At 55.6% G+C, this 26839-nt stretch carries 26 protein-coding genes and 4 pseudogenes; 29 read left to right on the top strand and 1 reads right to left on the bottom strand.

All coding sequences use genetic code 11. The features are described from left to right. The first annotated feature begins 6 nt into the window (after positions 1-6). The 28 genes and pseudogenes from ACQRBN_RS01210 (at position 7) to ACQRBN_RS01075 (ending at position 25720) form a co-directional block, all read left to right on the top strand. Entirely contained in the window at positions 7-495 is a 489-nt protein-coding gene (locus ACQRBN_RS01210; protein ID WP_340405739.1) for a PcfB family protein, read from the top strand. Then, a pseudogene (locus ACQRBN_RS01205) lies at positions 492-788 on the top strand (VirD4-like conjugal transfer protein, CD1115 family); the annotation flags it as partial. The gene ACQRBN_RS01210 and the pseudogene ACQRBN_RS01205, both read left to right, overlap by 4 nt. Positions 789-844: 56 nt before the next feature. Further along, entirely contained in the window at positions 845-2695 is a 1851-nt protein-coding gene (locus ACQRBN_RS01200) for a recombinase family protein (protein ID WP_206538840.1), read from the top strand. A gap of 78 nt (positions 2696-2773) precedes the next feature. Then, positions 2774-2968, top strand: coding sequence for a transposon-encoded TnpW family protein (locus ACQRBN_RS01195; RefSeq protein WP_022030172.1), 195 nt, complete (start codon positions 2774-2776; stop codon positions 2966-2968). A 133-nt stretch (positions 2969-3101) separates the two neighbouring features. After that, on the top strand, positions 3102-3398 hold the full coding sequence (locus ACQRBN_RS01190; RefSeq protein ID WP_022030173.1) for a hypothetical protein: 297 nt from the start codon (positions 3102-3104) through the stop codon (positions 3396-3398). Between the two features lie 185 nt (positions 3399-3583). Next, complete coding sequence (locus ACQRBN_RS01185; RefSeq protein WP_002584969.1) at positions 3584-4417, top strand: methyltransferase domain-containing protein; 834 nt, start codon at positions 3584-3586, stop codon at positions 4415-4417. A gap of 131 nt (positions 4418-4548) precedes the next feature. Then, a complete protein-coding gene (locus ACQRBN_RS01180; RefSeq protein WP_022030174.1) occupies positions 4549-4845 on the top strand; it encodes a DUF3847 domain-containing protein in 297 nt (98 codons plus the stop codon). A 116-nt stretch (positions 4846-4961) separates the two neighbouring features. After that, on the top strand, positions 4962-6599 hold the full coding sequence (gene mobQ / locus ACQRBN_RS01175) for a MobQ family relaxase (RefSeq protein WP_002584967.1): 1638 nt from the start codon (positions 4962-4964) through the stop codon (positions 6597-6599). Between the two features lie 14 nt (positions 6600-6613). Beyond that, positions 6614-8515, top strand: a complete 1902-nt coding sequence (locus tag ACQRBN_RS01170; RefSeq protein ID WP_058351587.1) for an AAA family ATPase — start codon at positions 6614-6616, stop codon at positions 8513-8515. Between the two features lie 86 nt (positions 8516-8601). Then, positions 8602-10164, top strand: a pseudogene (locus tag ACQRBN_RS01165) (VirD4-like conjugal transfer protein, CD1115 family); the annotation flags it as partial. A gap of 18 nt (positions 10165-10182) precedes the next feature. Next, on the top strand, positions 10183-10404 hold the full coding sequence (locus ACQRBN_RS01160) for a Maff2 family mobile element protein (RefSeq protein ID WP_087374121.1): 222 nt from the start codon (positions 10183-10185) through the stop codon (positions 10402-10404). Positions 10405-10483: 79 nt separating this feature from the next. Continuing rightward, a complete protein-coding gene (locus ACQRBN_RS01155; protein WP_412289973.1) occupies positions 10484-11338 on the top strand; it encodes a VirB6/TrbL-like conjugal transfer protein, CD1112 family in 855 nt (284 codons plus the stop codon). 13 nt (positions 11339-11351) lie between these two features. Further along, a complete protein-coding gene (locus ACQRBN_RS01150) occupies positions 11352-12248 on the top strand; it encodes a radical SAM protein (RefSeq protein WP_427737091.1) in 897 nt (298 codons plus the stop codon). Positions 12249-12252: 4 nt separating this feature from the next. Beyond that, complete coding sequence (locus tag ACQRBN_RS01145; RefSeq protein ID WP_059004499.1) at positions 12253-12639, top strand: PrgI family protein; 387 nt, start codon at positions 12253-12255, stop codon at positions 12637-12639. After that, a complete protein-coding gene (locus tag ACQRBN_RS01140) occupies positions 12605-15028 on the top strand; it encodes a VirB4-like conjugal transfer ATPase, CD1110 family (protein ID WP_427737090.1) in 2424 nt (807 codons plus the stop codon). Before ACQRBN_RS01145 ends, ACQRBN_RS01140 begins: the two co-directional genes overlap by 35 nt. Then, positions 15021-15782 (top strand): BRO family protein, encoded by a 762-nt coding sequence (locus ACQRBN_RS01135; RefSeq protein ID WP_059004497.1) that lies wholly within the window; start codon positions 15021-15023, stop codon positions 15780-15782. Before ACQRBN_RS01140 ends, ACQRBN_RS01135 begins: the two co-directional genes overlap by 8 nt. Positions 15783-15786: 4 nt before the next feature. Further along, a complete protein-coding gene (locus ACQRBN_RS01130) occupies positions 15787-16407 on the top strand; it encodes a hypothetical protein (protein ID WP_427737089.1) in 621 nt (206 codons plus the stop codon). After that, positions 16400-17422 (top strand): DNA cytosine methyltransferase, encoded by a 1023-nt coding sequence (locus ACQRBN_RS01125; RefSeq protein ID WP_427737088.1) that lies wholly within the window; start codon positions 16400-16402, stop codon positions 17420-17422. Before ACQRBN_RS01130 ends, ACQRBN_RS01125 begins: the two co-directional genes overlap by 8 nt. Continuing rightward, a complete protein-coding gene (locus tag ACQRBN_RS01120) occupies positions 17419-19308 on the top strand; it encodes a CD1108 family mobile element protein (protein ID WP_427737087.1) in 1890 nt (629 codons plus the stop codon). Before ACQRBN_RS01125 ends, ACQRBN_RS01120 begins: the two co-directional genes overlap by 4 nt. Positions 19309-19329: 21 nt before the next feature. Beyond that, positions 19330-20064, top strand: coding sequence for a phosphoadenosine phosphosulfate reductase (locus ACQRBN_RS01115; RefSeq protein WP_427737086.1), 735 nt, complete (start codon positions 19330-19332; stop codon positions 20062-20064). Then, a complete protein-coding gene (locus tag ACQRBN_RS01110) occupies positions 20051-20332 on the top strand; it encodes a DUF4315 family protein (RefSeq protein WP_340405734.1) in 282 nt (93 codons plus the stop codon). The genes ACQRBN_RS01115 and ACQRBN_RS01110 overlap by 14 nt, the downstream gene beginning before the upstream one ends. Next, the gene (locus ACQRBN_RS01105; RefSeq protein WP_427737085.1) at positions 20322-21053 is read left to right on the top strand and encodes a DUF4366 domain-containing protein; all 732 of its coding nucleotides are present in this window, start codon (positions 20322-20324) and stop codon (positions 21051-21053) included. Before ACQRBN_RS01110 ends, ACQRBN_RS01105 begins: the two co-directional genes overlap by 11 nt. After that, positions 21050-23152, top strand: a complete 2103-nt coding sequence (locus ACQRBN_RS01100; RefSeq protein WP_427737084.1) for a DNA topoisomerase 3 — start codon at positions 21050-21052, stop codon at positions 23150-23152. Before ACQRBN_RS01105 ends, ACQRBN_RS01100 begins: the two co-directional genes overlap by 4 nt. After that, positions 23139-23675: a hypothetical protein gene (locus ACQRBN_RS01095; RefSeq protein WP_427737083.1), complete on the top strand. Its 537-nt coding sequence runs from the start codon at positions 23139-23141 to the stop codon at positions 23673-23675. Before ACQRBN_RS01100 ends, ACQRBN_RS01095 begins: the two co-directional genes overlap by 14 nt. Before the next feature lie 12 nt (positions 23676-23687). Further along, a pseudogene (locus ACQRBN_RS01090) lies at positions 23688-24242 on the top strand (antirestriction protein ArdA); the annotation flags it as partial. A 483-nt stretch (positions 24243-24725) separates the two neighbouring features. Next, positions 24726-24905, top strand: a pseudogene (locus ACQRBN_RS01085) (hypothetical protein); the annotation flags it as partial. 45 nt (positions 24906-24950) lie between these two features. Further along, on the top strand, positions 24951-25547 hold the full coding sequence (locus tag ACQRBN_RS01080) for a DUF3846 domain-containing protein (RefSeq protein WP_330423552.1): 597 nt from the start codon (positions 24951-24953) through the stop codon (positions 25545-25547). Next, a complete protein-coding gene (locus ACQRBN_RS01075) occupies positions 25544-25720 on the top strand; it encodes a hypothetical protein (RefSeq protein WP_166462245.1) in 177 nt (58 codons plus the stop codon). The genes ACQRBN_RS01080 and ACQRBN_RS01075 overlap by 4 nt, the downstream gene beginning before the upstream one ends. Before the next feature lie 207 nt (positions 25721-25927). On the opposite strand, the gene ACQRBN_RS01070 is transcribed toward ACQRBN_RS01075, so the two are convergent. Further along, on the bottom strand, positions 25928-26158 hold the full coding sequence (locus ACQRBN_RS01070) for a helix-turn-helix domain-containing protein (RefSeq protein ID WP_059004488.1): 231 nt from the start codon (positions 26156-26158) through the stop codon (positions 25928-25930). A gap of 157 nt (positions 26159-26315) precedes the next feature. On the opposite strand from ACQRBN_RS01070, the gene ACQRBN_RS01065 reads away from it, so the two are divergent. Next, positions 26316-26801 carry a hypothetical protein gene (locus ACQRBN_RS01065; protein WP_289519219.1) on the top strand — a complete coding sequence of 162 codons (486 nt, stop codon included), beginning with the start codon at positions 26316-26318 and terminating at the stop codon, positions 26799-26801. Positions 26802-26839: the final 38 nt, after the last annotated feature.

The raw sequence follows: 26839 nt of genomic DNA, 5'->3' as shown, positions 1-26839 counted from the left end.
TCACTCATGCAGGAAGAAGTCACCCAGCGCACCGTTGCCCTCTGTGTGGAGGCCACCAAGCTCTCCGCCGGGATGCTGCAACAGGCCATGAAAAAAGTGCTGGACGAGATGCAGAAGGGCGTGACCGGCCACAAGACCAAGCTGCACCACGGCAAGCAGACCCTCCGGCAGCTTATGAAGCACAATACCGGCGTTTCAAACATCGAGATCACCGACCAGAACATCCGGGCCTTTTCCGCCACCGCCAAGAAGTACGGCATTGACTTCGCGCTGAAAAAGGACACCAGCGGCGATATACCCCGCTACCTGGTGTTCTTCAAGGGCCGGGATGCCGACGTTATCACGGCGGCCTTTCGGGAGTTCTCCGCAAAGAACCTGGAGAAAGAGAAAAAGCCCTCCATCCGCAAGGAGCTGGAGCAGGCAAAGCAGCAGGCCAAAGCACAGCACCGCCAGCGGGAGAAGGTCAAGACCAAAGACCGGGGTGTGGAATTATGACGGTTGACTGGAAGAAAAAGCTGCTCCCCAACCTCCCGTATCTGCTGTTCGTGTATCTCTTTGACAAGCTCTGCCAGGCGGTGCGCCTTGCGCCCGGCCTTGACGCCTCTGAAAAGTTCCTGCATTTGAGCCAGGGCTTTACGGAGGCGTTTTCTTCTGGGCTACCAAGTCTGCATCCGCTGGACCTGCTGGCGGGCATCGCCGGGGCGGTCATCGTCCGGCTGGCGGTGTACGCCAAGAGCAAGAATACAAAGAAATATCGCAAGGGCATTGAGTACGGCAGCGCCCGGTGGAGTGCATAATTTTAAGTGTAAAGGAAGCCTATATGGACGCACAGGAGGTTATGCACATGACTGATTATAGTAAAATTACAGCCCTTTACTCCCGCCTTTCCGTGGGCGACGAGGACAGGGACGGCGGTGAGAGTAACTCGATACAGAACCAAAAAATCTTTTTGGAGAACTACGCCAGAGGGCAGCACTTAACCAATATCCGGCACTACATTGACGATGACGAAAGCGGCAGATTTTTTGACCGTTCTGCCTACTCCCGCATGATGGACGATGTAGAGAACGGGAAAATCGGTGTCTGCATTATGAAAGACCTGACACGCTGGGGGCGTGACTATCTCCAAGTCGGCAATGCGATGGAGATATTCAGACGGAACAATGTGCGCTTTATCGCAGTCAACAACGGGATAGACAGCGAAAAGCCCGATACATTGGAGTTTGCGCCCTTTATCAACATCATGTCGGAGTGGTACGCAAAGGACATCAGCAAGAAAGTAAAGACCGGCATTAAGACGAAGGGCATGAGTGGAAAGCCGATTGCCACCGAAGCCCCCTATGGCTATGTCAAATCCCCGGACAACAAGGATTTTTGGATTATCGACGAGGAAGCCGCCGGAGTTGTTCGTTTGATTTTTCGCCTGTTTCTGGACGGAAAAAACCGAAACCAAATTGCCGTATATCTCACGCAGGCGCAAATCCCAACGCCCACATTCTACATGAAAGAGCGCGGGCGGGGAACCTGTAAAAACAGGGCGCTCAATGAGGCCAACCGCTATAAGTGGAACAAAGCCACCCTGACCCATATCCTCACACGGCAGGAGTATTGCGGTGATGTTGTCAACTTCAAGACCACAAAGCACTTCCGCGACAAGCGGAACCACTATGTAGACCGGAGCCAATGGCAGATAACCGAAAATGTGCATGAGCCGATTATTGACCGCACCGACTTTGAAACCGTACAGCGGATTTTGGAAAATGCGCCCGTCAAACGCCCCAACGGGGACGGGGAAATCCACCCTTTGTCGGGCTTGCTTTTCTGTAAGGATTGCGGTGCGAAAATGCACATTCGCATAGATTATCGGAATGGCGGCAAGCGTCATGTTGCCTATTGCAGCGAGTACCACAAGGGAAAAGCCAAAAACCCCAAATGCAATTCCCCGCACATCATTGACGCGGATTTGCTCATGCAGACCATCGCGGAAGTGCTGAAGAAAATCGAGGACTATTCTATCAGCAACTGGGCGGAATTTGAAGCCTTAGTGAAAAAGAACCTTGCCATGCAGCAGACCGACAAGACCAAGAAACAGCAGAAGCGTATCCCGCAAATCACGACGCGCCTTGAACAGATTGACAAGGTGCTGAACAAGCTCTATGAGGACAACGCCCTCGGCACGATCCCGCAAGACCGCTATGAGCAAATGTCGCAGAAGTATTCAGAAGAATACTATGCGCTGAAAGCGGAGCTTGCCGAGCTGCAAGAGCAGCTATCCGCTTTTGAGAACGCGGGCGGACGGGCGCAGAAGTTTTTGAAGCTGACGGAACGCTACGCTGCCTTTACCGACCTGACCCCCGCCATTCTCAACGAGTTTATCAGCCGGATTGAAGTGCATGAGCGCGACAAGAAAAGGGCAAAACAAGCCATTCAGCACATCGGGATATATTTCAACTATATCGGCAAATTTGAGAACGAAGTGACACAGCTTACAGAGCCAACGGAGCAGGAAATCCGGCAAATGCGGGAGAAAATCGAGGAAGCCCAAAAGGAAAAGAGCCGCGCCTACCACCGGCAGTATTCAAGGGAGTACCGGGCGCGTAACCTTGAAAAGCGACGGGAGTATGACCGCATGAAAGCACGGGAATACCGGGCAAAGAAAAAGGCACAGGAAGCCGCCGCAGCACCCGCACAGTAAAACCGAATACTGACAACCAAGAGGGATTTTCCGGGCTACGGGAAATCCCTCTTTTGCACCCAGAGAAAGGAGCCGCCTATGGCAGAACAGAACGGGACACCTCAATCCCCCGACAGTGTTATCACGACACAGAGGGACGGACAGACCATCGTTGCGGAGTTGTTTTTCAACCACAGCGGCACAGAAACATTCCGCGACAAGCTGCTCAAAGTGATACTTGCCGACAGCTTGCAGGACGGTCAAGAGCCGGAAAAAACGAAAATCACGCGATAGGAACCGCCCGGACGAAGAATGGTTCGCCGGGGCGGTTTCTATTTGAAAATCCCCATTTTCCCCAAGTCAAGAGCCGGGAAAATTCCCTCAAAAATGCCCCTCTCTCCAAACGAGGGCGCAGAAAGGAGAGTTTATGCGAACAGGGCTTCCCAAGCAAAAAAAGATCACAGACATCTGGTTTGATGAGAAAGACCCGTTGATCCATATCCGTACCCACAACACCGACTTGAAGAAGCGGCTTGCCGCCTATGCCGAGCAGCACCCCGATGTGTGCCGCCAGACCGACGCAGACCCGGAAACGGGCTGCATGGAGTTTGACATTGAGAAAGGCCGCTTCTCTTTCCGTCTGACCGCCCCATACAGCGAGGAACGGCGGGAAGCGGCGCGGCGGTATGCCAGAGAGAGCAACGTCGCCGACAGGCTGAAATAGAGTTGAAATGTTCATAGTTTTGTGCTATACTTTTTCTAAAAGCAGAGTAATACTGCGGAATTGATTGGAGGACAACACAATGGTTACATTTATGAGATTAAGATAAAACCGCGAGTTATGTTGCGGTTATCCGTATTGCATAACTCGCTTATTGAAGCAGAGATGTAATTACGGAGGAAAAACAAATGAATAATAATTTATCACGCTTTGCAGACAGCAAGGTTTATTTTCAATGCCCAATTTGCACAAAATCAATGGATATACAAGGCAATAGCCTAATTTGTAGACATGGACATTGCTTTGATATTTCAAGATATGGGTATGTAAATTTGTTGTTAAAATCATCGCCCAAAACCAACTACAGCAAGCGGTCTTTTGACAACCGGCACCAAATTTTGGAGTATGGCATGTATGATGTTGTGTTGGAGAAAATCATACAGTTTATTTCTGATACGCCATCTATAAGAAACATTTTAGATGTTGGTTGCGGCGAGGGTTTCTATGCAAGGCAGATACAGCAAAGAACAGAACGAAACATCTTTGCCTTTGACTTGTCAAGGGAGGCAATACAGATTGCATCAAAAAAAGACAAGCGCAAAGCAGTGAAGTGGTTTGTTACTGACTTATCAAAAATCCCTTTGAAAGACGGAAGTATGGATTGTATTTTAGACATATTTTCGCCTGCACACTACAAAGAATTTCAGCGATTGCTATCTCCTAACGGATATGTTGTGAAAGTAATTCCTACGAAAAATCATTTGAGGGAAATCAGGACTAAAGTGCAAGCACACTTGAAAAATCCAGATTATTCAAATGAGTCTGTCGTTGAATATTTTGAGAAATATCTTAAAACCATTTCAAGAGAAACGGTTTCAGCCACCGTACAGTTGTCATCAGAACAAAGAATGTCGTTTATTGAAATGACGCCGCTTCTCTTTTGCGTTGAAAAAGATTGCGTTGATTGGCGTACTCTCACACATTTGACAATCGAAGCTGATGTTTTAATAGGAATGTATTAAAGGGCGTATTGATATTTAATATTCCCATTTATTGAGCAGAACGGAGTAAACCAAACACCCTAATCAAAAGGACAGCCGAGGAAATCGACTGTCCTTTTTCTATGCCGACAGGTAGAAAGGAGTGACCACCCATGACGAAACCGAGAGAAAAAAAACGCGAGGAATTGCAAGCCGAGATTGAGGACGGGAAGAAGAAAATCCGGCAGCTTGAAAATCGGGAAAAGGTGTTGCGGCAAAAGTTATCCCAAGAGGAACGCAGGACGCGCAGCCATCGGCTGATCGTCCGGGGTGCGGTCTTTGAGAGCATTGTGCCAGAAGCAAAGACCATGACCGACGAAGAAGCCGCCGCCTTTCTCCGGCTTGCCCTGACGAGCGAGGAAGCGCGGGGCTATCTGAAAAAACGCACCGAGGGCGGGAAAAGCGAATAATCCCTTTGGTACAAAGGGCGCACTTATACACCCTTACGGGTGCGTGCGCTCTGCCGAGGGCTTGTCGGCACAGAGAGAAAGCCGCTTGCTTCCCTCTCTGACCGACATTGGCGGCTTTGCCGCAACAAGGGGCTGCACCCCTTGCGCCGCTTACGCGGCTATCCCTGCACACCCACAAAAACAGTATACCAGCCTTTGGCGTCTGTACCATTTTTGCGGGTTTTCATTTTATCCGGGAGGTGATACCCATAGCCATCTATCATTGTAATATCAGCATTGTCAGCCGGGGCAAGGGCAAATCAGCCGTTGCCGCAGCCGCCTACCGAAGCGGCGAAAAGCTGACAAATGAGTGGGACGGAATGACACACGACTACACCCGCAAAGGCGGTGTTGTCCATACGGAAATTATGCTGCCACCCCACGCCCCGCCCTCTTTCTCTGACCGTTCAACCTTGTGGAACAGCGTGGAGCTTTACGAGAAAGCCGGGAACGCCCAGCTTGCCAGAGAGATTGACGCGGCGCTCCCCATAGAGTTATCCAGAGAGGAACAAATCCGGCTTGTCCGGGAATACTGTTCCTCTCAATTTGTTTCCAGAGGAATGTGCGTTGATTATGCCATTCACGACACCGGCAAGGGCAATCCCCATTGTCACATCATGCTTACCATGCGCCCCCTTGACGAGCGCGGCGCATGGGCGGCAAAGTCCCAAAAGGAATATGACCTTGATGAAAACGGCGAGCGTATCCGCTTGCCAAGCGGCAGATACAAGACGCACAAAGTTGACCTGACCGGCTGGAACGACAAGGGCAACGCCCTCTTGTGGCGTAAGGCATGGGCGGATATTTCAAACGCCTACCTTGAACGAGCCGGAAGCCCGGAGCGTATCGACCACCGCAGCAACGCCGAGCGCGGCATTGGCGAGATACCCACCGTCCACATGGGCGTGGCGGCTTGCCAGATGGAGAAGAAAGGTATTGCCACCGAGAAAGGCGAACTGAACCGGAATATCCAAAAGGCAAACCGCCTTATACGGGAAATCCGAGCGCAGATTGGAAAGCTCAAAGAATGGATTGCCGACCTGTTCAAAGCGTGGGAAACCGCCCCGGAACAGCCGCAACAATCCCCCGGCCTTGCAAATCTGCTGATGAAGTATTTGAGCGTTCAGAGAGAAAAGAGCCGGAAGTATTCGCAGCGTTGGCAACAACAGCACACAGCCGATGAACTGAAAACCATAGCGGCAGCGGTCAACTATCTGACCGAGCATGGTATCTCTACCCTTGATGAGCTGGACGCAGCCCTTTCCTCTGTCAGCGAACAGGCCGACACTATCCGGGCAGGAATGAAAACCGCCGAGGAACGCATGAAGAAGCTGCAAAAGCTGATTGAATACGGGAAGAACTACACCGAGTACAAGCCCGTTCACGATGAGCTGAAAAAGCTGCAAAACGGCTGGACAAACAAGCGCGACAAGTACGAGGAAGCCCACCGCGCCGAGTTGACCCTATGGAACGCAGCAAGCCGCTATCTCCATGCAAATCTGCCGAAAGGAACAAAGACCTTGCCTATTGCGGAATGGGAACAGGAATATGCCGACCTCAAAACACAGAGGGACAGCGATTATGCCAAACTGAAAGATACCCGCGCCGATGTTTCCGAACTTCAAAAAATCCGCAAATGCGTGGATATTGCACTCCGCGCCGACCAGCCGGAGCAGACACAGACCCGCACAAAGCGGCACGACATAGACCGATGAAAGGAGTGAGTTTTTTGTACTACACCCAAGAACAGATAGACCGGGCGAACCAAGCCGACCTTGTTTTGTTCCTGCAATCGCAGGGGGAACCGCTGGAACGCGCCGGACAGGAATACCGATGGAAACGGCACGACAGCTTGACCGTCCGGGGCAACAAGTGGTATCGCCACAGCCAGAGCAAGGGCGGCGGCCCCATTGATTTTGTCATGGAGTTTTTTGGCAAGAGTTTTACCGAAGCCGTTGAACTTCTCACAGGAGAAAAGGGAGCCGCACCGCCGCCGGATAGACCAAGCTCCGCGCCCCTCTCCGACTTCCGGCTACCGCCCCGCAGCCCCGACAACCGAACAGCGAGGAACTACCTCACAGCCGCCCGCCGCATTGATGAAGATGTGACGGGCTTTTTCTTTGCCAGCGGCGATATTTACGAGGACGCAGCCCACCACAACGCCGTATTTGTGGGGCGGGACGAGGACGGAATACCGCGCTACGCCCACAGCAAGGGAACGGCGGGAAACTTCCGCCTTGATGTGAAAGGCAGCGACAAAGCCTTTAACTTCTGCTACCGGGGCGAGGGCGAAAGAGTGTTTGTCTTTGAAGCCCCCGTTGACCTGCTTTCTTTCCTCTGCCTGTTCAAAAAGGATTGGCAGAAGCAAAGCTACCTGTCATTGGGCGGCGTGGGAGAAAAAGCCCTGCTCCGCTTTCTCTCTGACCGTCCGAACATCAAGACCGTTTATCTCTGCCTTGACAGCGACGAAGCCGGAAACGACGCTTGCAGCCGCCTTGTGAAGCTCATGCCGGAGGGCTACACCGTCCACCGGCTTATCCCTCTTTTCAAGGATTGGAACGAGGTATTGCAGCACCGGGCAGAAATCACAGACGGGAAGTATTTGCGAGAAGCGGTCTACGGCTTGAAAGGGCCGCCGCAGGAAGAAACCGTTGAGATTATCCGCATGAGCGAGGTGGACACGCAGACCGTCGAATGGTTATGGGAGCCGTATATCCCCTTTGGGAAAGTAACCATTGTGCAGGGCAACCCCGGCGAGGGCAAGACCACCTTTGCCCTACGCCTTGCCGCCGCTTGTACCAACCGCAAGCCGTTCCCCCACATGGCAGTGCATGAGCCGTTCAATGTGATTTACCAGACTGCCGAGGACGGTTTGGGCGACACCATCAAGCCCCGCCTTATGGAAGCCGAAGCAGACCTTGACCGCATTCTTGTCATTGACGAGAGCAAGCAGGGGCTTTCCCTGTCCGATGAGCGCATAGAGAGAGCTATCCGACAGACCGGGGCGCGGCTGATTATCCTTGACCCCATACAGGCGTATGTGGGCGAGAAAACCGACATGAACAAGGCCAACGAGATACGCCCCATGTTCCGCCGCCTTGCCGAGATTGCCGAGCGTACCGGGTGCGCCGTTATCCTAATCGGACACCTCAACAAAGCCGCCGGAGGACAGAGCGCCTACCGGGGTTTAGGCTCCATCGACTTCCGCGCCGCAGCAAGGAGCGTCCTGCTGATCGGGCGCGTGAAACGGGAACCGAATGTGCGCGTTATCGTCCATGACAAATCTTCTCTTGCGGCGGAGGGTAAGCCCATAGCCTTTTGCCTTGACCCGGAAACGGGCTTTTCGTGGATAGGCGAGTATGACATTACCGCCGACGAGCTGCTGTCCGGCGCGGGCGGCAACACCGCCACCAAGACCGAACAGGCGGAACGGCTGATACTTGACCTGCTTGCAGACGGGAAAGAGCTTGCCAGCGAGGACCTTGTAAAGGCCGCAGCCGAAGCCGGAATATCCGAGAGGACGGTACAGAACGCCAAGCGCAACATGGGCGGTGTTTTGGGCGCAAGGCGCGTCGGCGGTCAATGGTACAACTTCATCAAGAAGAAGCAGCCGCCCGAACCCGCAAGCTGAAAACGCAAAGTGCAGACCCTTTGCGCTTTGCACTTTCGCGCTTTCGCCTTGATTGTGCGTCAATAACTCCAAATAACACTTGACAAAACGCTTCATGGGGCACGGCGGCCGACATTGCCCCCTATGTCGATCCGGTCCCTGACCGCAACATCCCTTTGACCCAGACGGAAAAGCTCACCATGTCCAGCCGCCCGAAAAATCCCAAGTACGCCCGGAACAAGAACATCCTGGTCATCGGCGGCAGCGGCAGCGGCAAGACCCGTTTCTTCGTCAAGCCCTCCCTCATGCAGATGCACAGTTCCTATGTGGTCACCGATCCCAAAGGGCAGCTTTTGTCCGAGGTGGGGACCATGCTGCGGCGGGGCGCCCCCAAGCTGGACGAGAACGGAAAGCCCATGCTGGACGCCCACGGAAAGGTCATCTATGAGCCGTACCGCATCAAGGTCCTCAACACCATCAACTTCAAAAAAAGCATGAAATACAACCCCTTCGCCTACATCCGCAGCGAAAAGGATATTTTGAAGCTGGTGAACGTCATCATTGCCAACACCAAAGGCGACGGGGAAAAATCCTCCGAAGATTTTTGGGTGAAGGCTGAGCGGCTTTTGTACTGCGCCCTGATCGGTTACATCTGGTACGAGGCGGAGCCGGAGGAAAAGAACTTCCTCACGCTGCTGGAGCTCATCAACGCATCCGAGGCCAGAGAGGACGACGAGGAATTTCAAAGTCCCGTTGACCTGCTCTTTGCAAAGCTGGAGAAGGAGCACCCGAACCACTTCGCTGTGAAGCAGTACCGCAAATTCAAGCTGGCTGCCGGCAAGACCCTGAAATCCATCTTGATTAGCTGCGGCGCCCGCCTTGCTCCCTTCGATATAGCGGAGCTGCGGGAAATCATGTCCGACGACGAACTGGAGCTGGACACCCTGGGCGACCGAAAAACGGCGCTGTTCCTCATTATGAGCGACACGGACACCACCTTCAACTTCGTTATCGCCATGCTGCAAAGCCAGCTATTCAATCTCCTTTGCGACAAGGCGGACGATGTGTACGGCGGCAGGCTGCCCGTCCATGTGCGGTGCCTCCTGGACGAGTTCGCCAATATCGGGCAGATACCCAACTTCGACAAGTTGATCGCCACCATCCGGAGCCGGGAAATCTCGGCTTCTATTATTTTGCAGTCCCAAAGTCAGTTAAAGACCATCTACAAGGACGCCGCAGACACCATTGTGGGCAACTGCGACACCACCTTGTTTTTGGGAGGCAAGGAGAAATCCACCCTGAAAGAAATCTCGGAGCTGCTGGGTAAGGAGACCATCGACAGTTTCAATCAATCCGAAAACCGGGGCAGCCAGGTTTCCCACGGCCTCAACTATCAGAAATTAGGAAAGGAGCTGATGACTCAGGACGAGATCGCGGTGATGGACGGAGGCAAGTGTATCTTGCAGCTTCGAGGGGTGCGGCCGTTTTTCAGCGACAAGTTTGATATAACGAAACATCCCCGCTACAAGTACCTTGCCGACGCCGATAAGAAAAACACCTTTGACATTGAACGGTACATGAAACGCAGACCGGCCATCGTGAAGCCGGACGAGCCTTTCGATCTGTACGAATTGAAAGCCACCGACCTTCAAACCCAACAATTCAACTGAACGAAAGGAAATGTGAATATGAGCTTTTTTACTAACGCTATCGACGTTTTGCAGACTCTGGTCATCGCCCTGGGCGGCGGCCTGTGCGTGTGGGGCGGCATCAACCTTCTGGAAGGTTACGGTCAGGACAACCCTGCCTCCAAGAGCCAGGGCATCAAGCAGCTCATGGCGGGCGGCGGCGTTGCCCTCATCGGCATCACCCTGATCCCCCTGCTGTCCGGTCTGCTGTCCACCACCTAATGATTCTCCAAAACCGGCGGGGGCTTTCGCTTGATAGCGGGAGCCCCCGCAAAGGAGGTGATCTCCCTTGATATTGGATATGATCCAGGAGTGGTTCAAGGAACTGCTCATTGACGGTATCATTTCAAACCTGACCGGGATGTTTGATACCCTGAACACAAAGGTGGGCGAGATCGCCGGAGAGGTCGGCATGACGCCCGCCGCCTGGAACAGCAGCATCTTCAACATGATCCGCAACCTCTCGGAGACGGTGATCGTCCCCATTGCGGGTATTATCCTCACCTTCGTCATGTGCTACGAATTGATCCAACTGATCGTCGAGAAGAACAACCTCCACGACTTTGACACCTGGATTTTCTTCAAGTGGATTTTCAAAACCTTCTGCGCGGTGCTGATCGTCACCAACACCTGGAACATCGTCATGGCGGTGTTCGATGTGGCGCAGAATGTGGTCAGCCAGTCGGCGGGGGTCATCATTTCGGACGCGGGCATTGACATTTCCGGCGTGGTGGGCGATCTGGAGACCCAGCTTGCCGACTGGAGTGTGGGCGCCCTGCTGGGGCTGTGGTTCCAGAGCGTGTTCGTGGGGCTGTGTACGCAGATTCTTTCCATCTGCATCTTCCTGGTGATCTACGGCAGAATGATTGAGGTGTATCTGGTGACCTCCATAGGACCGATTCCCTTTGCCACGATGGTCAACCGGGAGTGGGGCTCTACGGGGCAGAACTACCTTCGCTCTTTGCTGGCCCTGGGCTTCCAGGCCTTCCTCATTATGATCTGCGTGGGCATCTATGCGGTGCTGGTGGAGGGCATTTCCACATCCGGCGACAACATATCCGCTGCCATCTGGGGTTGCATGGGCTATACGGTTCTTCTGTGCTACACCCTGTTTAAGACCGGCAGCCTTGCAAAATCCCTGTTCGGCGCCCACTAAAGGAGGCAGATATTTGAAAGTAGGCCTTATTGATGTGGACTCACATAATTTTCCCAACCTGTGCCTGATGAAGCTCTCGGAGTATCACACCAGACGCGGGGACCGGGTAGAATGGTGGGACCCTGCAAAGCAATATGACCTTGTTTATAAAAGCCGGGTATTTACAGACACCTATTCCAAAGACACCATACAGGTGAACAATGCGAATAAGGTCATCCAGGGCGGTACAGGTTACGGCCTCGGCAAAAACCTCCCGCATGAGATTGAGCATATTCGGCCGGACTATTTTCTATATCCGCGGTTTTTAGGTACAGCCTATGGCTTTTTAAGTCGTGGCTGTCCAAGGAACTGCGGATTTTGTATTGTCAGCAAAAAAGAAGGGCGCAGGAGCGTCCGGGTGGCTGATCTTTCCGAGTTTTGGAATGGTGAGGAAGAAATCAAACTGATGGACCCGAACCTGCTTGCCTGTCCCGACCATGAAAGGCTCATTGAGCAGCTAATTGAGAGCCGGGCGCTGGTGGACTTTACCCAGGGGCTCGATATTCGCCTTATCAGCCGTGATAATGTATCTCTGCTGAACAAAGTGCGGACAAAAGCGGTGCATTTTGCATGGGATAACCCGGACGAGGACCTGACGGAGTATTTCCGTCGCTTTCGTGAACTTACTTCCATAAAGAGCGACCGAAACCGCCGTGTCTATGTCCTGACCAATTACGGCAGCACCCATGAACAGGATTTGTACCGGGTAAACACCTTGCGGGCATTGGGATATGATCCCTATGTGATGATCTATGAGCGTCCCACGGCTCCACGCATTACCCGCCATCTGCAAAGATGGGTAAATAACAAACGGATTTTTCATTCCGTATCAGATTTTAAGGACTATGCGCCGATGAAAAAGGAGGTGTAAAACATTGGCTTATGTAACGATCCCGAAGGACCTGAGCCGGATACAGAGCAAGGTCCTGTTCGGGCTGACCAAACGACAAGTGATCTGTTTCGGAGCGGCGGCGCTGGTAGGCGTACCGCTTTTCTTTTTGGCAAAGGCGAGCCTGGGAACCACCACGGCGGCGCTGTGCATGATCCTGGTGATGCTGCCCTTTTTCCTGTTCGCCATGTACGAGAAGAACGGGCAGCCGCTGGAAGTGTTCCTGGGGCATCTGATCCAGAACAAATTCATTCGGCCGAAGGTACGCATCTACCAGACAAACAATCTCTATTCCGCCCTGGTGCGGCAATCCCAACTGGAACAGGAGGTGAAGCGGATTGCGAGAAAAGGCAGAAAAACCGGCAAAGCGTAAGCTCACCCGTGCCGAGCGCAAGCAGATCGAGGCGGTGATCCGGCAGGCGAAGGGCGACGGGAAAAACCATACGGTGCAGGACAGCATCCCGTTTCAGAATATGTTCCCCGATGGCCTGTGCAGGCTGGAGGGCGGGACTTTCTCCAAGACCATTGCCTTTGAGGATGTGAATTACCGCCTGGCGGGGCCGGAGGACCAGCGGAGCATCTTTGAAAGCCTCTGCGACTTCTACAACGGCTACGACCCCTCCATTGGCGTGCAGGTTTCTTTGGACAGCCGCAGCGGAGGCAGCGCCGCCGATGAACTATTCGGCATCACCAGACAGGGCAACGACCTGGACCCCATCCGGGACGAGGCGGTTGACATTCTGCGGATGCAGTACAAACGGGGCAACAACGGCTATGTGAAAACCAAGTATGTGACCCTGACCATCGAGGCGGAGAACCTTCCCGCGGCGAGGGCCCGGTTTGCCCGCATTGAGACCGATACCCTCAACCGCTTCAAGGTCATGGGGGCAGCGGCTCATGTGCTGGACGGAAAGGAACGGCTGGAGCTGCTTTACAACATCCTCCACCCGGAGGGCGGACAGTTCGCCTTTGAATGGGACTGGCTCCCGGCCAGCGGACTTTCGGTGAAGGACTTCATTTCTCCGTCCTCCTTCCACTTTGGGGAGACCCGCACCTTCCGCATCGGCAAACGGTACGGGGCGGTGTCCTTCCTGCAAATTCTGGCGCCGGAGATGCACGACCGCATCCTCACCGACTTCATGGAGGCGGATGGGAATATCATGGTGACCATGCACATCCGGGGCATCAACCAGAACGAGGCCATCAAAATGGTCAAGCGGAAGATCACCGACCTGGACGCCATGAAGATACAGGAACAAAAGCGGGCTGTGCGCAGCGGCTACGATATGGACATCCTTCCCTCCGACCTCTCCACCTACGGCGGCGCAGCGAAGGACTTGCTCACCGACCTGCAATCCCGCAACGAGAGAATGTTCAACATGACCTTCCTGGTGCTGCACACGGCGGAGACCCGCCAAAAGCTGGAGATCGCCGTATCCCAGGCGGCCAGCGTCGCCCAGACCTACAACTGCCTTCTGACCCGGCTGGACTTTCAGCAGGAGGACGGGCTTATGAGCAGCCTTCCCCTGGGGCTCAATCGCATCAAGATCGAACGGAGCCTGACCACATCGGCTCTGGCGGTGTTCGTCCCCTTTGTCACCCAGGAGGTATTCATGGGCGGCGACGCCATGTACTACGGGCTCAACGCCCTTTCCAACAACATGATCCTGCTGGACCGCAAGCAATCCCGCTGTCCCAACGGCCTTGTGTTCGGCACGCCCGGCAGCGGCAAATCCATGAGCTGCAAACGGGAGATCACCTTTATCATGCTGATGACCCAGGATAATGTCATCATATGCGACCCGGAGGACGAGTATTCGCCCCTGGTAAAGCGATTGGGCGGTCAGGTGATCCGGCTGTCCCCGTCCAGCACCGACTATGTGAACCCCCTGGACATCAACCTCAACTACTCCGAGGAAGAAAACCCGCTGGCGCTGAAAAGTGATTTTGTCTTATCCTTCTGCGAGCTCATCATGGGCAGCAAGACGGGGCTGGAGGCCATCGAGAAAACGGTCATCGACCGGGCGGTGCAGATGATCTATCAGCCCTACTTTGCCGACCCGCGGCCGGAGAATATGCCGATTCTGGGAGACCTGATGAACGCCCTGCTGTCCCAGCACATCCCGGAGGCTGACCGAGTGGCCCAGGCATTGGACCTGTATGTGAACGGTTCGCTGAACTTCTTCAACCACCGTACCACCGTGGACATCTCCAACCGTCTTGTCTGCTTTGACATCAAGGGCCTGGGCAAGAACCTGAAAAAGCCGGGGATGCTCATTGTCCAGGACGCGGTGTGGAACACCGTCACCATCAATCGGGCGATTGGCCGGTCTACCTGGTACTTCGTGGACGAGTTCCACCTTCTGCTGAAGGAGGAACAGACAGCAGCGTACAGCGCCGAGATTTGGAAACGGTTCAGAAAATGGGGCGGCATCCCCACCGGGGCGACCCAGAACCCCAAGGACCTGCTTTCCTCCCCGGAGATCGAAAACATCCTGGAGAACAGCGACTTCATCTATATGCTCAACCAGGCGGCAGGCGACCGGAAGATACTGGCGGAGCGGCTGAACATTTCATCGGAGCAGCTTGCCTATGTGACCAACTCCGAGCCGGGCCATGGGCTGCTGTTCTTCAACAATGTCATCCTGCCCTTTGCGGATGACTTCCCGAAAGACACCGAGCTCTATAAATTGCTCACCACCAAGCCCAGCGAGGTTGCACACGAAACTGTGGACGACGAAAAGGAGGACCAGAATGGATAACAAGATGGCGGTTTTCAATAACCGCGAATTTGGCAGCATCCGAGTGATCGAGCAGAACGGCAATTATCTGTTTTGCGGAAAAGATATTGCAAAAGCGCTCGGATACCAACGCACGGCTGATGCCATTTCAGCCCATTGCAAAGGGGTCTGCGTTTTACCGACCCCTTCTAATGGCGGGATTCAACAGATGAAATTCATTTCCGAGGGTGATGTGTACCGCCTGATCGTTCATAGTCGGCTGCCTGGTGCGGAACGCTTTGAAAAATGGGTGTTTGACGAAGTTCTCCCCATGATCCGCAAGACGGGCGGATATATGACCGCCTCCCTTTTGGAGCAGGCGGCGGAAAAGCCGGAAATACTGCTGGCTTTTGCCGACCAGCTTCTTGCCGAGCATGAGAAAAACCGGCAGCTCTCCGGCGAGGTGGAACGGCTGCGGCCGAAAGCAGATTTCTATGATGCCTTTGTCCATGAAGAAAACTGCACCAATATCCGGGCTACGGCGAAGGAACTGCAAATCGGGGAGCGTGCGTTTTGCCGTTTCCTGATGGACGCGGGATTTCTGTACCGCTGCCCGGCCGGATACCTTCTGCCCTATGCCAAGCCCTCCAATGACGGGTTGTTCCGTGTGAAGGACTTCTGGAAATACGGGCATTTTGGACAGCAGACCTTGATTACGCCCCAGGGCAAAAATGTGATCCGTCTGCTGCTGGATGATGGGCAAATGCGGCTGGAATGGAAGGAAAGGATGGGATAAGGATATGGAACAGGAAAAGCTGTATGTCATCGAGGAAAAGACCTATGAGGCACATATCGACGAGGAAGTGCATCTCTATGGGCTGCTTCATCAGCTTGCCTTCCTTGCCGGAAAAATCAAGGACCGGGAGGATGTGGAGGCGTTCATTGCGGCGGCGAAGCGGTACGGCCAGATCGCCGATGACAAGTTTGACGTCTGGAACATTCCCGGCCGTTACCTGGTGTTTGGCGACAAGGCGGACCTTGCCGGGATGAAGGCGCGGGAGCTGTGCGAGCTGGACGCCTTCTATGTGGAGTGTGAGAACGACGAACCCGAACCGGGCGGCGGCCGCCAGGAGGAACACTATCTGATCCCCGGCAGCGGATTCCGGCTGCTGGTGAGCGAGCTGCACATGTTCCTGGTGACCTGGTACAGCATCGCCAAGTGTCTGTCGCAGGCGCAGAACGAGAAGGATTTTCTCCGCCTGCAAAAGAAATACGGGAACTATGAAAAGACGCTGAACAGGCTGCGCCGCAAGTTGGGTCTTTCCGCTGACAGTAACTTTTGTCAGGATGAATTGGAGGCGGCGGTCATCAAGCGGTTCCGGGCGGAGCTGATCCCTGGGGAGCAGATCAGCCATGAATAAGCTCACCCATGTCAGCCTCTTTTCCGGCATCGGCGGGCTGGACCTGGCGGCAGAGGCGGCGGGCTTTGAAACGGTTTGTCAATGCGAGTGGGCGGACTATCCCTATTCCATCCTGCAAAAGCATTGGCCGGATGTGCCGAAGTTTCGGGACATCACCACATTCACGAAGGAGGCGTTTTTTGAGAAAACAGGACTTGAAACCATCACCATCCTCTCCGGCGGATTCCCGTGCCAGCCCTTCTCCACCGCAGGAAAGCGGCGGGGCTTTGCGGATGAACGCTACCTGTGGCCGGAAATGTGCCGCGTTATTGCCGAACTGCGGCCCCGTTGGGTGCTTGGGGAAAATGTTGCTGGCTTCATCAATATGGGGCTCGACAAAACGATTTTTGACCTGGCAAAAGCGGGATACGCTGTTCTCCCATTCGTATTTCCGGCTTGCGGCGTCGGCGCATGGCATGAGCGCCAGCGAACTTTTATCGTCGCGGCTGATGTTTCCCACACCCCTTGCCTCCGACAAATCCACCGGGCGGGACGCTGCCAACCTGGATGTGTTCCTGTCGGACAATGGGATATTCCGCAAACGGAACAAGGACGGGTCGATCTGGAGCCTGTCCCTGTCGGCAGCGGTGTTCTATCTGACCCCGGCAGCATCGGAGGGCTACCGTTCCACCCTGAAACCGGCGGCCTTCCGGGACAAATCCCCGACCTCCAACCTGTCGGCTCAGGTGATCCGGCAGGAGCAGCCCCGTTCCGAGAAAGCGGCGCTGAACCCGGATTGGGTGGAATGGCTTATGGGATTCCCCCCGAAATGGACGGACGCATCCTATGGCGTGCCGAGCCCGAAGGAGTCCCCCGCATGACCGAGGACACCGACAACCGGGCGCTGCGGCTGAAAACCCTGGGGAACGCGGTCTGCCCGCCCCAGGCCTATCCCATTTTCCAGTACATCGCCATGATCGAAACGGGGGCCTGTGTCAACATCTGCCCCTATGGAACAGGAGGTGACGCACCTTGAAAGAATGGAAAGCCCCCGAAAAGGAGGCGCAGAAGATGACCCGTGACGGGGCAGTATCCGTCAATCTGGTCACAGGCGAAACCACCTATCCCGACCACCGGGAGCCGGAGCAGGACCATTCCGTATCCGGCGATACGACGGGTGCCGCCGGGAAAGCGGTGGATCGTGCGGAACTGTACCGGGAACAGGCAGCAGCCAAAAAGAATCGTCGGAAACAGCGCAGGGCCTATCGGGAGGGCGAGGCGGCGGCAAGCCGCCCATCCTCCCGATTGCAGTTTTCCGAGGCAGACCAGGCCAAGCCGGAGCTGCAAGGGGCCATCCGCAAGTCGGACAAGGCGGCGGACCGGCTGGACGCGGCAAAGGCTGCTGTTCCGTCCAAACCGCCATCCCCCCAGCATACCAATCCGCTGTCCCGCCCCATCCAGGAGGCAGGCGCCGCCATCCACGGCAAGGTCCGGGAGGTGGAGCAGGAAAATTCCGGCGTCCAGTCGGGCCACTTGGGAGAACGCGGCATTGAGAAGGCTGTGGGCTACGGAAACCGCCGTGTCCAGAACTGGCGGGCGGAACGCAAGCTGAAACCCTGGCGAGACGCGGCAAAGGCGGAGCAGGCGGCGGTCAATGCCAATGCGGATTTCTACTATCGGAAAGCTATGGCGGAGAACCCCCAGCTTGCATCCAATCCCATCTCCCGCCTGTGGCAGAAACGGAAGCTGCAAAAGCAATATGCGGCGGCGTACCGGGCGGCGGGCAAGACCGCCCAGGCCGGGAAAACAGCGGAGGCCACGGCAAAGGCGGCCAAGAAAACCGCCCAGGAGTCCAAGCGCACCGCCCTTTTCCTGAAACGGCATTGGAAGGGCGCGCTGATCGTGGGCGGCATCGGCCTTCTGCTGGTGATGCTGCTGGGCTCCCTGCAATCCTGTTCCTCCATGTTCGGCGGCGGTGTATCCAACATCATGGCGTCCTCCTATCTCTCCGAGGACTCCGATATGCTGGCGGCGGAAGAAGCCTACTGCGCCAAAGAGGATGAATTGCGGGAGTACCTGGACACCTACGAGGCCACCCACGACTATGACGAGTATCACTTCGACCTGGATGAGATCGAGCATGACCCCTATGTGCTGATCTCCATTCTGTCGGCTCTCCATGATGGGGTGTTCACCATCGACCAGGTACAGGGAGACCTTCAAACCCTCTTTGACAAGCAATACATCCTCACCGAAACCGTGACCACGGAGACCCGCTATCGGACGGAAACAAGGACGGACAGCGAGGGCAATGAGTATGAGGTGGAAGTTCCGTACACCTGGTATATCTGTACCGTGACATTGGAGAACTTCGACCTGTCCCATGTCCCCGTTTACATGATGGGCGAGGAACAGCTTTCCTTGTACGCCACATATATGTCCACCCTGGGCAACCGCCCCGACCTGTTCCCGTCCTCCGGGTATGTGAACAAGTACATCGACAACCCGCCCACCGCCTGGGAGATTCCCGCTGAATACCTGACGGACGAGCGGTTCAACACCCTTATCAGCGAGGCAGAAAAGTATTTGGGCTATCCCTATGTGTGGGGCGGCAGCAGCCCCAGCACCTCTTTTGATTGCAGCGGCTTCGTCAGCTATGTGCTGACCAACAGCGGCCTGTGCAATACCGGGCGGCTGGGCGCCCAGGGGCTCTACAACATTTCCACCCCGGTATCCGACCCCCAGCCCGGCGATCTGGTGTTCTTCGTGGGGACCTACGACACAACCGGCGTATCTCATGTAGGCATCTATGTGGGCGACGGGATGATGCTGCATTGCGGCGACCCCATTCAATATTCCAACCTGAACACGAGCTACTGGCAGTCTCATTTCTACGCATACGGCAGACCGCCGTACAACTGATGGAGGTGATGAAGCATCAATATGGTTTCCTACGGGGGCGGCGCCAACAGCACCGCCCTTTTGATTGGGCTGCACCAGCACCGTATCCCGGTGGACCTGATCCTCTTTGCGGATACGGGGGCGGAGCATCCCCACACCTACGCCTATCTGGATGTGATGGATCGCTGGCTGAAGGACCACGGGATGCCACCCATTACCAGAGTGTATAAGACCACCCGTGACGGGAAACGGCTGACGCTGGAGGATGAATGTCTGCAAAGTTGCAGCCTTCCATCCATTGCTTACGGCTTCAAGCGGTGTTCCCTGAAACACAAGATCGGGCCGCAGGAAAAGTTCTGCAACCATTATCCGCCATGCCGCCGAACCTGGGAGGCGGGCAAACGGGTGGTCAAATTCATCGGCTACGACGCGGGCGAGGGCTACCGCAGCGACAAGGTGCTGCTGGGCGACCTGGCCGACCGAAAATACAGCAAGTGGTATCCCCTGATGGAATGGGGATGGACGCGGGACGATTGCATCCGGCAGATCGAGGCGGCAGGGCTGCCCCAGCCGGGAAAATCGTCCTGTTTTTTCTGTCCCAGCATGAAACCCGACGAGATCACCGCCCTGCGGGAGCAGCATCCCGATTTGTTTCGCCGCGCCCTGGCGTTGGAGGACAACGCCAGGCAAAATCTGAAAACGGTCAAGGGCCTGGGGCGGAACTATTCCTGGAGAGAACGATTTGGAAAGGAGTTTTGCACACATGGCAACGGTTGAAAAAATCCGCAAGGACATCGAAAAGACGAAGGAGAAGATTTCCGTCCAGCAGAAGCGCCTTCGGGAACTGGAGGCGCAGCTCACCGAGGAAGAAAACCTGGAGATCGTCCGCATGGTCAAGGCGGTGCGCATGGACAACAAGGAGCTGACCGCCTTCCTGAAGGCCTACGCCAGCGGCCTTATCACCCTGCCCGACGGGATGATGGAGGCGGAAGCAGCGGCGGACCCTGACGACGAGGATATGGAGGACAGCGACCATGAAGAATAAGAAAGTGATCCGGCTGTTTACGGCGATGCTGGCGGTGGTCCTGTGCATGACCGCTTTCTCCGTCACCGCCTTTGCGGGCGGCGGGGATGGCGACTATTACACCGGGGAGCCCGCCGAGACGACGCCGGAACCCACCGAGGAACCCGCCACCGGGGGCGTGGAGCCGGAAGGCCAGCCCCTTACCCCGGAAGGCAACGCTACGCTGGTGGACGATTATTACGGCGACAAACAGCTTATCACCGTGACCACGAAAGCGGGCAACTATTTTTACATCCTGATCGACCGGGCCAACGAGGACAAGGAAACGGCCGTTCACTTCTTGAACCAGGTGGACGAAGCCGACCTGATGGCGCTGATGGAAGATGGACAGGCGGAGGAAAAGCCCGCTGCTTGTACCTGCGCTGAGAAGTGCCAGGCCGGTGCGGTGAATACCGCCTGTCCGGTCTGTTCGGTGAATATGAGCGAGTGCGCTGGGAAAGCGCCGGAGGTGGAGCCGGAGCCCGAACCGGAGCCGGAGAAGGAGTCCGGCAGCGGCGGAGCCCTGGTGCTGATCCTGCTGCTGGCGGCCCTGGGCGGCGGCGGAGCCTTCGCCTACATCAAGTTCATCAAGCCCAAGCAGGGCGCAAAGGTCAGCGCCGATCCGGACGACTATGAGTTCGAGGACGAGGAATACGAAAACGAGGACGATCCTGAACAGAAAGAACAGGAGGACCAGAATTGAGCAAATTGGTGATCTGCGAAAAACCGAGTGTAGCAAAGAATATCGCGTCGGCCCTGGGTGTCACATCCAGGGCCGATGGCTATTTTGAGGGCGGCGGCTGGCTGATTTCCTGGTGCATCGGGCATCTGGTGGGGCTGGCGGACGCGGCCGCCTATGATGACCGCTACAAAAAGTGGCGGTATGAGGACCTGCCCATCCTGCCCGACCCATTCCGCTATGTGGTGTCCGAGGAAAAGGCTGCACAGTTCCATATCTTGCAATCGCTGATGGAACGCCCCGATGTGACGGAGCTGGTCAACGCCTGCGACGCGGGGCGCGAGGGTGAATTGATTTTCCGGCTGGTCTATGAGGCCGCCGGATGTTCCAAGCCTTTCTCCCGCCTCTGGATTTCTTCGATGGAGGACGCGGCAATCCGGGAGGGATTTTCCGACCTGCGCCCCGGCGCGGACTATGACCCGCTGTATCAATCGGCACTTTGCCGCCAAAAGGCGGACTGGCTTGTTGGTATCAATGCCTCACGGCTCTTTTCGGTGTTGTATCATCGAACGTTAAATATTGGGCGGGTGCAGACACCCACCCTGGCGATGCTGGCCGACCGGGACGGTAAGATCGTCCTGTTCCGCAAGGAGAAATACCATCATGTGCGACTGGCGCTGGAGGGAGCCGAGGCGGTCAGCGACCGCATTGTTTCCCCGGAGGACGCCCAGGCCATCCGGGATGCCTGTGATGGTAAAAGAGCAACCTGTATATCCGTGGTGCGGGAGGAAAAGACGGAGAAGCCGCCCAAGCTGTACGACCTGACCACCTTGCAGCGGGAGGCAAACCGGGTGTTCGGCTACACGGCCAAGCAAACCCTGGACTACGCCCAGTCGCTCTATGAAAAGAAGCTGCTGACCTATCCCCGCACGGACAGCCGGTATCTGACGGTTGACATGGCGGAGACCGCCTCCGTGGTCCTGCATCTGGCGGCGCGGGTGCCGCCCTTCGACACCTGCCCGGAGTTTTTTCCCGATGTTCTGGCGCTGGTGAACAACAAGGAGGTATCCGATCACCATGCCCTGATTCCCACCCTGGAACTGGAAAAGGCGGATGTCCCTGCGCTGCCTGTGGGCGAGCGCAATATTCTTCTGCTGGTCTGCTGCAAGCTGCTGTGTGCGGCGGCAGAGCCTTTCGTGTATGAGGCGGTCACGGCCACCTTTGACTGCGGCGGACATACCTTCACGGCAAAAGGAAAGCAGGTGCTTTCCCAGGGCTGGCGCGCCATCCAGGAGGTGTTCCGTTCCTCCCTGAAGGAGAAGCCGGAGGATGAAGATGCCGAGGGTGTTCTTCCCGCCTTGACCGAGGGGCAGGTCTTTGAGCCGGTCTCCGCCTCCGTCACCGAGCACTTCACTTCGCCCCCCAAGCCCTACACGGAGGACACCCTTCTGTCGGCCATGGAGAATGCGGGCAAGGAAGATATGCCGGACGAGGCAGAACGCAAGGGCCTGGGCACCCCGGCGACAAGGGCGGCCATCATTGAAAAGCTGGTGTCCGGCGGGTTCGTGGAGCGCAAGGGCAAGAACCTGATCCCTACAAAGGCAGGCGTTAACCTGGTCACGGTGCTGCCGGAGCTGCTGACCTCTCCCAAGCTCACAGCGGATTGGGAGCAGCGGTTGAACGAGGTGGCAAAGGGCCAGGCGTCGCCGGAGGACTTCATGGACGGGATCGAGGCAATGGCGGCGGAGCTGGTGCGGAAATACTCCCACATTTCCGAGGATGGGCAAAAGCTGTTCCAGCCGGAGAAAGAGACGGTGGGCCTCTGCCCCCGCTGCGGCAAGCCGGTCTATGAAGGCAAGAAGAATTTCGCCTGTTCGGACCGGGCCTGCCAGTTTGTCATGTGGAAGAATGACCGTTTCTGGACCAGCCGCCGCAAGGAAATGACCCGGAAGATGGCGGCCGACCTTCTGAAAAAAGGCCACACTTCCGTCAAGGGGATGTGGTCGGAGAAGAAAGGTTCCACCTATGACGCCGTGGTGATCCTGGACGATACCGGCGGCAAGTATGTCAATTTCAAGTTGGAGTTTCCCAAACGAAAGGATGGTGTGCATGGCAAAAAGTAAAACCGAGGTCAACTTCATGGAGCATTTGAAGCCGCTGCTCCCCGCAGGCGGTGACGCAAGCGAACTGGAGGCAGCGGCCCAGGCGCTTGCCGGACTTTCCCCGGAGGACCGTGACCTCCTGGCCACTGTCCAGGAGTCTCCCTTCCGACTGACCACCCTGGAGCAGTTCCGGGAGTTTCCCGCGAATACCGAGTATTTCATTCTGGAGCCCAACATCAGCAAGGTGGAGGATGTGGGCTGGCGCTATCTGGCGCAGCATTTGGATGTCCTTCTGCCCCCGGAGCTGCTGGACGCCATTGATCCCGTTCCTTTCGGCAACCACGCCATGCGGGAGGAACAGGGGTGCTTCACCAGTAAAGGGTATCTCACCCTTTCCGGCGACGAGTGGGAGCATGAGCGTCCCAGGGAGAGGCAGACGGAGAAAAAGCCCTCCATCAAGGAGCGGCTGGAGCAGAGCCGGAAGGAATGTGCCAATCAGAGCAAGGCGCAGCCCCATCGGGAAAAGTCTGCGCCGGAACTGTAAGGAGGTGTCGTTATGCCCCATTATGACTATGACAAAGATTATCCCTTTGCCGCTTTCATCACCAACCTGGGCAAATATAACGAGGGTGCCCTTGTGGGCGAATGGGTGAAGTTCCCCACCACGGCGGAGGAACTGAAAAAGGTCTTTGAGCGTATCGGGATCGGTGCGAAGGACGACTTCGGGCAGACCTATGAGGAATGGTTCATCACGGACTACGACTGCTATGTGGACGGCCTCTATGACCTGCTGGGTGAGTATGCAAACCTGGACGAGCTGAACTACCTGGCTTCCAAACTGGATGATATGAGCCAGGATGAATATGAGCGGTTTCAGGCGGCTATGGAGATCGGCGATCACACGGGCAGCATCCAGGAGCTTATCAACCTGACGGAAAACCTGGACTGTTACGATGTTTACCCCGACATCCATGACCACGATGATCTGGGCCGGTATTATATCGAGGAACTGGACGCCATGCAGGTGCCGGAGCATCTGCGCAATTACATCGACTATGAAGCCTACGGGCGGGACATCGCCCTGGAGGAAAGCGGCCAGTTCACCGACCTGGGCTATGTGCGGGATACCGGGGACAGCTTCCATGAGTATTACGATGGTGAGCGCGGTAGCATCCCGGAGGAATACCGGGTAATGACCTTCCAGGATGACATCCCCGAAGAAGAAATTTCGGAATGGGCCATGGACCTTGCCTACGATATGGACGAGTTTTTCCGGCAGAACGATCCGCAGTATGCCGCCGAGCACCCGGAGGAACACGCGGCAAAGGAAGAAATCTACGAAAACCTGATGGCCGGGCGCATCTCCGCCCTGGACGAGAAACTGGCCGCCCTGGGGCAGACCCAGGAGGACTATCTGCCTTCGGAGATCGAGAAGTTCAAGGACGCCACCGGCTATGAGGAATTTCTGGATGTGGACCCCCAGGCGATCCGGGAGGCCATTGAAAACCCGGATCAGTCCCATGTGGACGAGATGCTGTCCTTTGCGGAGCAGGCAAACCGGGAGTATGAAGCGGAGTTGTACGGGCAGCAAGCGGCGCCCACCCCGGATGACCGAGAGACCGGCGAGACGGTGCGGACTCCCAGGGGCACCTTCCATGTGACGGATATGAGCCGGGAACAGATGGAGGCGGCTGGATACGGTTTTCACCACGAGTCCGAGGACGGAAAGTATCTCATCATGGCCAACGGCAGCCGCGCCTTTGCCATCCCCAGCGGAGACGCACCCGAACATACCGCGCCGGAGAAGTTGACTGTCCTGGTGGTGGAGCCCATGAAGGAACCCTATGTGAAGGAAATCGACCCCGGCCTCCATGCGCTGCAAGCGGAGGTGGGCGGCGACATTGCCGCCTCCTATCCCTTTGACGATCCGGTGGGGCTGGTGCTGAACGATGAGGGCAAGCTCATCGGTCTGGACCTGAACCGCTCTCTCCGGGACGAGCATGGGGAGATTTACGACATTGTGGCAGGCACCTTCTTGGTGGTGGGCCTGGGGCCGGAGAGTTTTGCGTCCCTGCCCCCGGACATGATCCAGAAATACACCGAGCAATTCAAGCGGCCGGAGCTGTTCGCCAGCATCAACGGGCAGATCGTATCCGTTCCCGTGGAGCCGGAAAACCCGCTGCGCACGGCGGAAATGACCCTGGAGGATGACTACGGCATGATCGACGGGATCATCAACAACGGCCGCCGTGGTGAGGAATTGGAGAAAGCCCAGACCGAGGCGCGCAGGACCACGCCGGAGAAAAAGCCTTCCATCCGGGAGCGACTGGAGGACGCAAAACGGGAGTGCGCGGAACGGAAAAGCCCGGACAAGCCTGCCCCGCAGAAGAAGCCCCCGGAGCTGGGCGACTTATGAGCCGGAGCAAGAAATGGCGTCTGGAATGGGCGTTCTTCCTGGGCGAGAACGGCAGACGCCAGTATAACAAGCTATGCAAGGGCTGTATCCATCCCTGCAAGCAGAGTTTCCGGGCGGTGGTGTTGTCCTGTCCGCACTATCTTTCCCTCCGTTCCAAAAAGTGCGGGAATTAGGGTTCAAAACAGTCAAAGAAACCGGCTGTGACGGCTTTTCCGTGTAGGGGCAGTATGATTTCCCATGTGGAGCGGCAGGGCGTTTCTGCATAGGAAAAACGCCGGATTTTCACCTTTTATCAAGCAAAATGGGAGCGTCAACATCGGATGCAGTTATCCGAGGTTGGCGCTCCCATTCTTTTTTTGTTCTGGCTGCGTCGCAGTCGATCAGTCATCCTCTAACAGCTTGGAGGGCGGGATTTTCAGCACTTGGGCGATCTTGAACAATGTTTCAAGAGATACGCCACGAACCGTACCTGTTCCTTCTACCTGACCAACGAAGTTGACACTTTTCCCGATCCTCTCCGCAAGGACCTCCTGTGTCATCCCCGCCTTTTTTCTGTAATATGCGATCTTCAAGCCCAAAGTGATATAGCGTTCTGGAAACTCCGTTTGCATAATATCACCTCCTGATATTATGCTACCAACAAAACAGGTAAATTATAATTGATACCAATTAAATGATTATTTACTTTAAGTCAATGTGTGTATATAATAAGAAGTGGATTGTTTACTTTGTTGGAGGGACTGGCTTGAAAATGGCGAAGATAGAACCGTGAACATATTTACTGTTAGTTTTTTTGGACACCGGATCATCCCGGAGTTTCGTGAGGCGGAGGATCGTGTGGAGGCGCTGGTTCATGCGCTGCTTTTGGAAAAGGAGTATGTGGAGTTCCTGGTCGGACGGGACGGAGATTTTGACCAGATCGTTTCCTCCGCTGTCAAACGCCAGCAGCGACTTGTTCGGGATGACAACAGTTCCTTGATTTGGATACTGCCATATCCCACGGCGGAGCTGCGCAACAATATGGAAAACTTTGAAACCTATTATGATGAAATCGAGATATGCGGCAGCGCGGCCAGCAGCCATCCAAAAGGCGCTTTTCAAATTCGCAACCGGCAGATGGTGAAGCGAAGCGATCTCGTTGTATTCTATGTGGACCATACAGGCGGCGGAGCTTATCAGACCATGCGCTATGCGCAGAAAGAAAAAAAGAATATACTAAATCTTGCTGGGGAAGGATACGGAGAAAAAGAATGAGCGCCATCATCTTTCGGTGATGGCGCTCATTTTCAGTA

Source organism: Bariatricus sp. SGI.154 (assembly GCF_050313795.1).
Classification (GTDB): domain Bacteria; phylum Bacillota; class Clostridia; order Lachnospirales; family Lachnospiraceae; genus CAMBRQ01.
Note: the sequence above shows the minus strand (reverse complement) of the source record. Positions and strands in the feature narration are given on the sequence as shown.